Raw genomic sequence first — 6,408 nt, 5'->3', positions numbered from 1 at the left:
TCGCCGATTTCGGCACGCGACGGCGGCACAGCTATCTGTGGCAGGACTGGTGCGTGCAGGCGATGATCGAGGGGCTGGGTCATGGCTTTACCGGCACCTCGAACTGCCTGATCGCCATGCGCCGCGACATCGAGGCCATCGGTACGAACGCGCATGAACTGCCCATGGTCTATGCCGCGCTGGCACCGGACGACGCGGCGCTGCACCGCGCCCCCTATGAGGTTCTGGCCGACTGGCACGAGGAACATGACGGCAATCTGCGCATCATCCTGCCCGACACCTATGGCAGCGAGGGTTTTCTGAAGCACGCGCCCGACTGGCTGGCGGGCTGGACCGGCATTCGTATCGACAGCGGCGATCCGGCCAGCGGTGCAGAAGCCGCGATCCGCTGGTGGCGGGAAAGGGGCGAGGATCCGCGCGAAAAGCTGGTGATCTTTTCCGACGGGCTGGACGTCGCCAAAATCATCGAACTGCATCACCAGTTCCACGGCAGGGTCAAGGTCAGCTTTGGCTGGGGCACGCTGCTGACCAACGATTTCCGCAATCTGGTGCCGGGTAACGGGCTGGCTCCGTTCAGCCTTGTCTGCAAGGCGTTCTCGGCCAATGGTCGGCCCACCGTCAAACTGTCAGACAACCCCGCCAAGGCAACCGGCCCCGCCTCCGAGATCGAGCGTTACAAGCGAGTGTTCGGCGTCGGTGCGCAGGCCCAGCACAAGGTCGTCGTCTGACCGGAACTCAGCGCCCGGCCGCCAGGGCAATCAACAGCCACGCCCCGCCGCCCAGCAGCGCCGTCGCCGGAACGGTGATCAGCCAGGCCATGCTGATCGTCACGACATGGCTGCGCCGGACCAGCAGGCGGCGGCGGGTTTCCTCGGCCGGAAAGGGCCTGTGCCCGGCCTGCACCCGCCGCTCCAGCCATTCGCGGGCGAAACCGACACCGAAAATGCCGCCCACGGCGACATGCGTGGTCGAGACCGGCAGCCCCGCCCCCGAGGCGACCAGCACGATCAGCCCCGTCGCCAACGACACGCAAAACGCCCTGACCGGGTTCAGCCGGGTGATGCCGCCGCCGACCATGACCACCAGCCTGCGCCCGAACAGCACCGTCCCGGCGGCAATCGCGACGCCCGCCATCATCAGCACCGGCAGCGGCACCCCACCGTCCGCCCCGGTGCGGGACAGGATTGCCGACAACGGCCCGGCCACATTGCCGACATCGTTTGCCCCATGCGCAAAGGCCATGATCGCTGCGCCGGCGACCAGCGGGGGCGCGAACAGGTATTTCAGGCGCGGTCGCGACTTGTGGCGCAGGGTCTCGGCAGCGATTCGCAGGCGCATGACCCAACCCGCACCCGCCGCCGCGATCAGCCCCGCAATGACCGGTGGCCAGCCCCCGACCTGCAAACGCCCGGCGATCAGCAGGCCAAGATAGGCAATGAAAAACCCGGCCATAGCGCCGACCAGCAGTGGCAGCCACAGCAGCGCGGCCCTTGTGCGGTCGCGCGCCTCGCCAACCTGCCGGGTCACAAAGATCAGCACACCGGCGGCGACGGCTCCGGCGGCGACGGGCGACAGGATCCATCCCAGCGCGATGGTCAGAAGCGTGCCCCAATTCACCGACAACACCCCCAGAGCCGCCGACGACGCACCGATGATCGCGCCGACAACCGAATGCGAGGTGCTGACCGGCAGGCGCAGCCCCGTGGCCAGCGAAATCCAGACCGCCGCCCCGATCAGCGCGGCCAGCATCAGTTGCGGCTGCGCGCCCGGTTGCAGCAGGCCGGGGTCAAAGATGCCATTGGCCAGCCGATGCGTGACCTCGCCTCCGGCCAGCCCCGCCCCGGCGATCTCGGCCAGCGCGACAAGGATCAGCCCCGGCAGGATGCCAATGGCCCCCGCGCCGACCGCCGGACCCAGCGAGTTCGCTACATCGTTCGACCCGATGGCCAGACCCAGCCAGCACGCCACCAGCAGACCCGCGCCCAGTCTGATGGTCGCGTGATCCGCCCTGCCGGTCATGCCAATGGCCATGATCAGCCCGGCGACCAGCGCCAGCACCGCCAGTCCCAGCACCAGCACCGGGCGCAGGGCCGATGCCTTGGCCATCTCGGTATAGGAAAGCCGGCCAAGATCCTTGTCCAGCGTGTGAAATCCCTGCCGGCGATGTCTTGCGCCGCTGATCTTCGCGCCTTTCATGCGACCCTCAGCCCCGCGCCGGGGGAAGGGCGCGCAGGATATGCTGAAGCCCCGGTTCGGCGACCAGCCCCGCCGCCTTGTCCGGAGGGAACCAGTGCCGCTTGCGTTCCGCCGCCTCGGGGTAATCATCGGCGACGCGTTCGACCTGCAACGGAAAGACCCGGACCTCGATCGGAATGGCAAAGCCGCCGTTCTGATCCTTGTCATAGCCATAGCGGCCAATTTCCTCGCGCCCGATGCTGCCACCAACCCCGGCCTCTTCCCAGGCCTCGCGCGCGGCAGCCCCCGACAGGGTCCGCCCCTCCATCGGCCAACCCTTCGGAATGACCCAGCGCCCGGTGCCCCGGCTGGTGATCAGCAGCACCTTGTGCGTGGCCGGATCAAGGCATAGCGCCCCCACCTGCAATGCCGGAGGTCGTCGTCCCAATAACAGCCGCATGGATTTGCGCAGCCCGCTCATTCCTCTCCCTCGACCTTGCCGCGCAGGCTTTTCACCTGTCCCCGGATCGTTTTTGCCTTCAGCCTTCGCCGCTGACTGCCCAAGGTGGGCCGCGTGGCGATCCGCCGCTTGGGTGCGATGGCCGCGCGGCGCAACAGCTCGGCCAGCCGTTCCCGCGCCAGTTCGCGGTTGCGCGCCTGACTGCGCGTTTCCTGCGCCAGGATCACCACCGCCCCGTCCGTGGTCCAGCGCCGCCCCGCCAGCCGCCGCAAACGCCGTTTCACCGGCTCGGACAGGTTGGGCGAGCGTTCCGCCTCGAACCGCAATTCGACCGCCGTTTCGACCTTGTTCACATTCTGTCCACCCGGTCCCTGCGACCGGGTGAATTGTTCCGAAAGCTCCCATTCCTCGATGGTTATGTTGTCAGTCACATAGAGCATGGCCACAAAATATGGCTTATTCACCCTGCATTGAAAGCGGGAAACGTAAATTCCAGGTAAAAATCGCAGGCCGCAGCGTCACATTTTTCCGATCATCGTCACATCGCGCGATTCCGGCCAATGGGTAAAGGGCAGAACGGCCCCGTTCCGGCGGCTTTCAGTCACCCGCGACAGGTCGATTTCGGCGAAAACCCAACCGGGACGATCCATCTGCCCTTCGGCAATGACTCCGGTTTCAGGCCAATATCCGTCAGAGGGCGCATAGAAGGCCGCGCGCCCCCGGTTCTGGTCGATGGCAGCGTTCCAATCCACCGGCCCGACGGTCGGCGACTGCACCACGACGCACTGGCTTTCCAGCGCGCGCGCCATCGCGCCTACCCGCACCCGGTGAAACCCCGCGACCGTATCGGTACAGCTTGGCACCAGGATCAGTTCCGCCCCGGCCTCGGCCAGCAGACGGCCCAACAGCGGAAATTCGGCGTCATAGCAGATCAGCACCCCGATCCGCCCCAGCGCAGTGTCGAACACCCGCAGACCCGGCGCACCCGCGACATCCCATTCTTCACGCTCGAACCGGGTCATGATCTGCTTGTCCTGATGCCCGATCACCCCGCCAGGGCCATAAAGAACGGCCCGATTCAACGGGCGCACGCCCTGAAACGCCGGTCCGGAAGCCGCAAGAATGTGGCAGCCATGCCGTGCCGTCAGCCGCAGGTGCAACGCTGCGACAGCGTCCGCATGGCGCGCGACCTCGTGCAGCGACGCCTCAAGATCGCCCGCGATTTCGCGCCCGCCAAGCGAGGCCAGCTCCATCGCGCCATATTCGGGAAAAACCAGCAGATCGGCACCTCCGGCGTCATTCACCCAGCGGGTCAGCTTGGCCTCATATGCGGCAAAACTGTCGAACCAGTCCAGCGGATAGGCCGCGGCGGCAATCTTCACAACGACCTCATCCAAAATTGAAGTGATTTCTGGGTTTTTATTGCATCACCCTGATCTTTCCAAGAAAACTTTGCTATACGCCCTGCCATGGGCGCATAGCCACGCTTGCGCCAGAACCCATCCAGAGGGCGATAATCCCTTGGCCGGGCGGGGTGATCCGCAGGGCGCATCACGCTGCAAAAGGCGCTGTAACGCGCGCCAAGGCCGCGCGCATGCGCCTCGCGCGCGTCAAAGAAGGCATGACCCAGTCCATGCCCGCGAAATTCAGGCAGCAGCACCGATTCCGCGCAATAGAAGATCTGTGACAACGGATCGGGCCATCCTGCGAATGCAGCAGCGAAATCGTCGGCGTGATCGGCCATCGGCGCACCCGTTGCCGCGCCCACGACGCGGTCTCCGTCCAGCGCCGCCACGACCACGGCACCGGGCGACTGATAGGCGGTCAGATATTGCCGCTCATACGCCAGGTCGCCGTCATAGAGATAGGGCCAGTCGCGGAACACTGCGATACGCAGCCGCGCCACGTCGTCCAGCGCGGCAGTCAGCGCGTCCCCCGTCAGGATCCGGGTCGTAATCATCCGCTGACCTGCCTCACCCAGTCGGCAAGGTTGTAATAGGTGGTCACGCGCGAAATCCTGCCGTCACGGATGGAAAAGAACGACCCGGCGGGCAGGCGATAGGTCTGGCCGCGCGCAGGAGGCAGCCCCGCATCGGTGCGCAGATAGGTGCCGTTCACGATAAACTCTGCCGCTGCCCGGTCGCCCGCCTCATTGGCGAAAATCACCAGATCGGTCAGGTTTTCCCGGTAACTTTCCGTCATATGTGCATTAAACTCCGCGAATAATGCCTTGCCCTTGCGGATTTCTCCTTCATTGACGTGATGTTCGACCTGATCATGCAGCAGGTCCAGCATGCGGTCGGTATCGCCCGCATTGAACGCATCGAAATAGGCGGCAATCAGCGATTTGCTATCCATATGGCCAGTCCTTTCTGTGCTCGTGTCGGCAAGGTCTTATCCTTACCGACAGGGGGCGACCGCAAGACCTTGAATTTTGCGGTCAGGATGTTAGCGCTCATCATGACAAATGCGCATAAAGGAATCGCACGCATGGACGACCCGAGCAAGCTTGGCCACCGCGAGATCACCTGCTTCAAAGCCTATGATGTTCGTGGTGAACTGGGCAAGAACCTTGATCCCGATGTCGCCTATCGAATCGGACGCGCCTTTGCGCAGGCGCGTGCGGCAAGGCGGGTGGTGGTCGGGCGCGACAGTCGCGCAAGCTCGCCCGAGCTGGCGGCGGCGCTGATAAAGGGGCTGACCGATGGCGGTTCCGATGTGCTGGATCTGGGTCTGGCGGGCACCGAAGAGGTGTATTTTCACACCGGATTCCACGACACCGATGGCGGGATCGAGGTCACGGCCTCACATAACCCGATCAACTATAACGGCATGAAGATCGTCGGGCGCGGCTCTGCTCCGCTGGATCCGGCGACCGAATTGCCGCCCATCGTGGAACTGGCCACCGCAGGCGATTTTGCGCCCGCGCCCAAAGGCAGCGTCACCGATTTCAGCCATGCCCGCGCCGATTACGCCACTGCAATGGCCGATTTCGTCGATGTCTCGGTGCTGAAACCGATGAAAATCGTGGTAAACGCCGGAAATGGCACCGCGGGCCCCACCTTCGACGCCATCGCCGCCGAGTTGCAGAAACGTGGCGCACCGCTGGAATTTATCCGCATGCATCACAATGTGGACAGCAGCTTTCCCAACGGCATCCCCAATCCGCTGCTGCCGGAAAACCAGCCCCCCACCGTCGCGCAGGTCAAGGCCGAAAACGCCGATCTGGGCGTCGCATGGGACGGCGATTTCGACCGCTGCTTTTTCTTCGACGAGAACGGTCGTTTCATCCCCGGTGAATATATCGTCGGGCTGCTGGGCGCGGCCTTTCTGGAAAAATCGCCGGGCGAAAAGGTCGTGCACGACCCGCGCGTCATCATGAACACCCGAGCCATGATTCAAGAGGCCGGGGGCGAACCCGTGGTCAGCAAGACCGGCCACGCCTTCATCAAGCGCAAGATGCGCGATGTCGGCGCGATCTATGGCGGCGAGATGTCGGCCCATCACTATTTCCGCGACTTCTATTATTGCGACAGCGGCATGATCCCGTGGCTGCTGATGGTCGAACTGCTGTCGCGCAAGGGGCAGACGCTGGCGCAGCTTCTGTCGGAACGGATGCGGCTTTACCCGTCCTCGGGCGAAACGAATTACCACCTCGACGATCCCGACGCGGCCATCGCGCGGCTGATTGCCCGCTATGAACCCGACGCGAAGGGGCGCGACGATCTGGACGGCGTTTCGCTCAGCTTCGAGGGCTGGCGCTTCAACCTGCG

The 6,408-nt window shown here is 64.5% G+C and carries 7 protein-coding genes and 1 pseudogene; 2 read left to right on the top strand and 6 right to left on the bottom strand.

Going from position 1 to position 6,408, the window contains the following annotated elements; genetic code table 11:
- A pseudogene (locus tag ACK5L9_RS18290) lies at positions 1 to 728 on the top strand (nicotinate phosphoribosyltransferase); the annotation flags it as partial.
- Between the two features lie 7 nt (positions 729 to 735).
- Here the strand turns inward: ACK5L9_RS18290 and ACK5L9_RS18285 are convergent.
- The 6 genes from ACK5L9_RS18285 to ACK5L9_RS18260 form a co-directional block, all read right to left on the bottom strand.
- Entirely contained in the window at positions 736 to 2,196 is a 1,461-nt protein-coding gene (locus tag ACK5L9_RS18285; RefSeq protein ID WP_416912887.1) for an inorganic phosphate transporter, read from the bottom strand.
- A 7-nt stretch (positions 2,197 to 2,203) separates the two neighbouring features.
- Positions 2,204 to 2,656, bottom strand: coding sequence for an NUDIX hydrolase (locus ACK5L9_RS18280; RefSeq protein ID WP_416912886.1), 453 nt, complete (start codon positions 2,654 to 2,656; stop codon positions 2,204 to 2,206).
- Positions 2,653 to 3,075: an alternative ribosome rescue aminoacyl-tRNA hydrolase ArfB gene (gene arfB, locus ACK5L9_RS18275; RefSeq protein ID WP_416912888.1), complete on the bottom strand. Its 423-nt coding sequence runs from the start codon at positions 3,073 to 3,075 to the stop codon at positions 2,653 to 2,655. The genes ACK5L9_RS18280 and arfB overlap by 4 nt, the downstream gene beginning before the upstream one ends.
- 78 nt (positions 3,076 to 3,153) lie before the next feature.
- Entirely contained in the window at positions 3,154 to 4,017 is an 864-nt protein-coding gene (locus tag ACK5L9_RS18270) for a carbon-nitrogen hydrolase family protein (protein ID WP_416912885.1), read from the bottom strand.
- Positions 4,014 to 4,595: a GNAT family N-acetyltransferase gene (locus ACK5L9_RS18265; protein WP_416912884.1), complete on the bottom strand. Its 582-nt coding sequence runs from the start codon at positions 4,593 to 4,595 to the stop codon at positions 4,014 to 4,016. The genes ACK5L9_RS18270 and ACK5L9_RS18265 overlap by 4 nt, the downstream gene beginning before the upstream one ends.
- Complete coding sequence (locus ACK5L9_RS18260; RefSeq protein WP_416912883.1) at positions 4,592 to 4,993, bottom strand: ketosteroid isomerase-related protein; 402 nt, start codon at positions 4,991 to 4,993, stop codon at positions 4,592 to 4,594. The genes ACK5L9_RS18265 and ACK5L9_RS18260 overlap by 4 nt, the downstream gene beginning before the upstream one ends.
- 132 nt (positions 4,994 to 5,125) lie before the next feature.
- Here ACK5L9_RS18260 and ACK5L9_RS18255 point away from each other — a divergent pair.
- The coding region (locus ACK5L9_RS18255; RefSeq protein ID WP_416912882.1) for a phosphomannomutase at positions 5,126 to 6,408 on the top strand (1,283 nt) is incomplete at its 3' end.

The sequence above is a fragment of the Paracoccus sp. (in: a-proteobacteria) genome (assembly GCF_047973135.1).
Classification (GTDB): domain Bacteria; phylum Pseudomonadota; class Alphaproteobacteria; order Rhodobacterales; family Rhodobacteraceae; genus Paracoccus.
This window is presented reverse-complemented; position numbering and strand designations above follow the sequence as displayed.